This window comes from Micromonospora sp. NPDC004540, assembly GCF_040610095.1.
Lineage (GTDB): Bacteria > Actinomycetota > Actinomycetes > Mycobacteriales > Micromonosporaceae > Micromonospora.
The window spans coordinates 1-1757 of the sequence record NZ_JBEXLR010000204.1 but is presented as its reverse complement, the minus strand read 5'-3'; the positions used below and the strand labels follow the sequence as shown (position 1 = coordinate 1757).

At 73.5% G+C, this 1757-nt stretch carries 2 protein-coding genes and 1 pseudogene; 1 reads left to right on the top strand and 2 read right to left on the bottom strand.

From position 1 onward, the window contains the following. The coding region (locus ABZV78_RS31700; RefSeq protein WP_355644537.1) for an SDR family oxidoreductase at positions 1-531 on the top strand (531 nt) is incomplete at its 5' end. A gap of 8 nt (positions 532-539) precedes the next feature. On the opposite strand, the gene ABZV78_RS31695 is transcribed toward ABZV78_RS31700, so the two are convergent. Both ABZV78_RS31695 and ABZV78_RS31690 read right to left on the bottom strand, forming a co-directional pair. Continuing rightward, the gene (locus tag ABZV78_RS31695) at positions 540-1556 is read right to left on the bottom strand and encodes a dipeptide ABC transporter ATP-binding protein (RefSeq protein ID WP_355644535.1); all 1017 of its coding nucleotides are present in this window, start codon (positions 1554-1556) and stop codon (positions 540-542) included. Further along, positions 1553-1757: pseudogene (locus tag ABZV78_RS31690) on the bottom strand (ABC transporter ATP-binding protein); the annotation flags it as partial. The gene ABZV78_RS31695 and the pseudogene ABZV78_RS31690, both read right to left, overlap by 4 nt.

Here is a 1757-nt window from a genome sequence, read left to right as displayed (position 1 = left end):
AGGCCGAGCACGACCACCAGCACTGATCGTCGGCGTGGGGGGGGGGCGCCCGCGGCGGCCCCGGGCCGGGCGGCCGCCCCCGGGCGCGGGCCGGCCCCCCCGGGGGCCGCCGGGGGGCGGCGGGCGCCCCCCGGCCGGGGCGGCCGGATCATCAGCATCACCAGCGTGCACGAGCACGCCCCGCGGGTCGGCTCGTCGGCGTACTGCGCGGCGAAGGGCGGGCTGGGCCTGCTCACCAAGGTGATGGCGCAGGAGCTGGCGGCCGACGGGATCACCGTCAACGCGGTCGCCCCCGGTGAGATCGCCACCCCCATGACCGGGCAGGAGGACGTGGACCCGTTCACCCAGGAACGGCCGGGCGTGCCGGTGGGGCGGCCCGGGGACGCCCGGGAGGTAGCGGCGGTGGTCGCCTTGCTCGCCTCGCCCGCCGCTGCTTATGTCACCGGGGCGTCGTGGCCGGTGGACGGGGGGATGTTGATGATGGGCCCGCAGGCGTCGTCGTTGCCTGACGACTCGTGGCGGTCGGTCTGAGGGGGTGGTCAGGTCCGCGCGTCGCTGCCGGCCTCCGCGATCACGTCGAGACCCGGTCCGGTTTCCGGGTAGTGGCAGGCGGTGGCCTGGTTGCCGCCGTCCCGGGGGACGAGCGCGGGTTCGTCGGTGGCGCAGCGTTCCTGGGCTTTCCAGCAGCGGGTGCGGAAGCGGCAGCCCGAGGGTGGGTTGAGCGGGGTGGGGACGTCGCCGGTGAGCCGGATGCGCCCGGCCGGCCCGAGGGTCGTGACGTCGGGGATGGCCGACAGCAGGGCGCGGGTGTAGGGGTGCTGGGGGCGGGTGTAGATGTCGTCGCGGTCGCCGATTTCGACGATCTTGCCGAGGTACATGACGGCGACGCGGTGGCAGAAGTGCCGCACGACGGCGAGGTCGTGGGCGATGAAGACGAAGGCCAGGTCGAGGTCGCGTTGCAGGTCCCGCAGGAGGTTGATGACCTGGGCCTGGATGGAGACGTCCAGGGCGGAGACGGGTTCGTCGGCGACGATGAGCTTTGGCCGCAGCGCGAGGGCGCGGGCGATGCCGATGCGCTGGCGCTGGCCGCCGGAGAACTCGTGCGGGTAGCGGTTGTAGTGCTCCGGGTTCAACCCGACCAGTTCGAGGAGTTCCTGGACGCGCTTCTTGATGCCGCCGGGCGGGTTGATGCCGTTGACCTGCAGGGGCATCGCCACGATGCGGCCGACGGTGTGTCGGGGGTTCAGCGAGGCGTAGGGGTCCTGGAAGATGATCTGCAGGTCCTGCCGCAGCGGCCGCAACGCGCCCCGCCGGGCGTGGGTGATGTCCCGGCCGGCGAACTCGATGCTCCCGGCGGTCGGCTCCAGCAGCCGCACCAGCATCCGACCCGTGGTGGTCTTCCCACACCCGGACTCCCCCACCAGACCGAGGGTCTCCCCCGGCCGCACGTCGAAGTCCACACCGTCGACGGCCCGGACGAGGCCGCCGGCGCGGAAACCGCCGCGCACCGGGAAGTGCTTGGCGAGGCCACGGACCTTGAGCAGCGGTTCGGTCATCGGGCCACCCCCACCTGGGTGATCTCGTCTCGGTACAGGAGCTGCCGGGCGGCCTCCGGCAGGTGGCAGGCGACGAGGTGCCCGCGCTCGGTGGCCGGAAGCAGGTCGGGCACCTCGGTGCGGGAGCGGTCGCCGTTACGGCCGGCATACCGACAGCGGGGGTGGAACGCGCACCCCGACGGCAGATTGATCAACGACGGC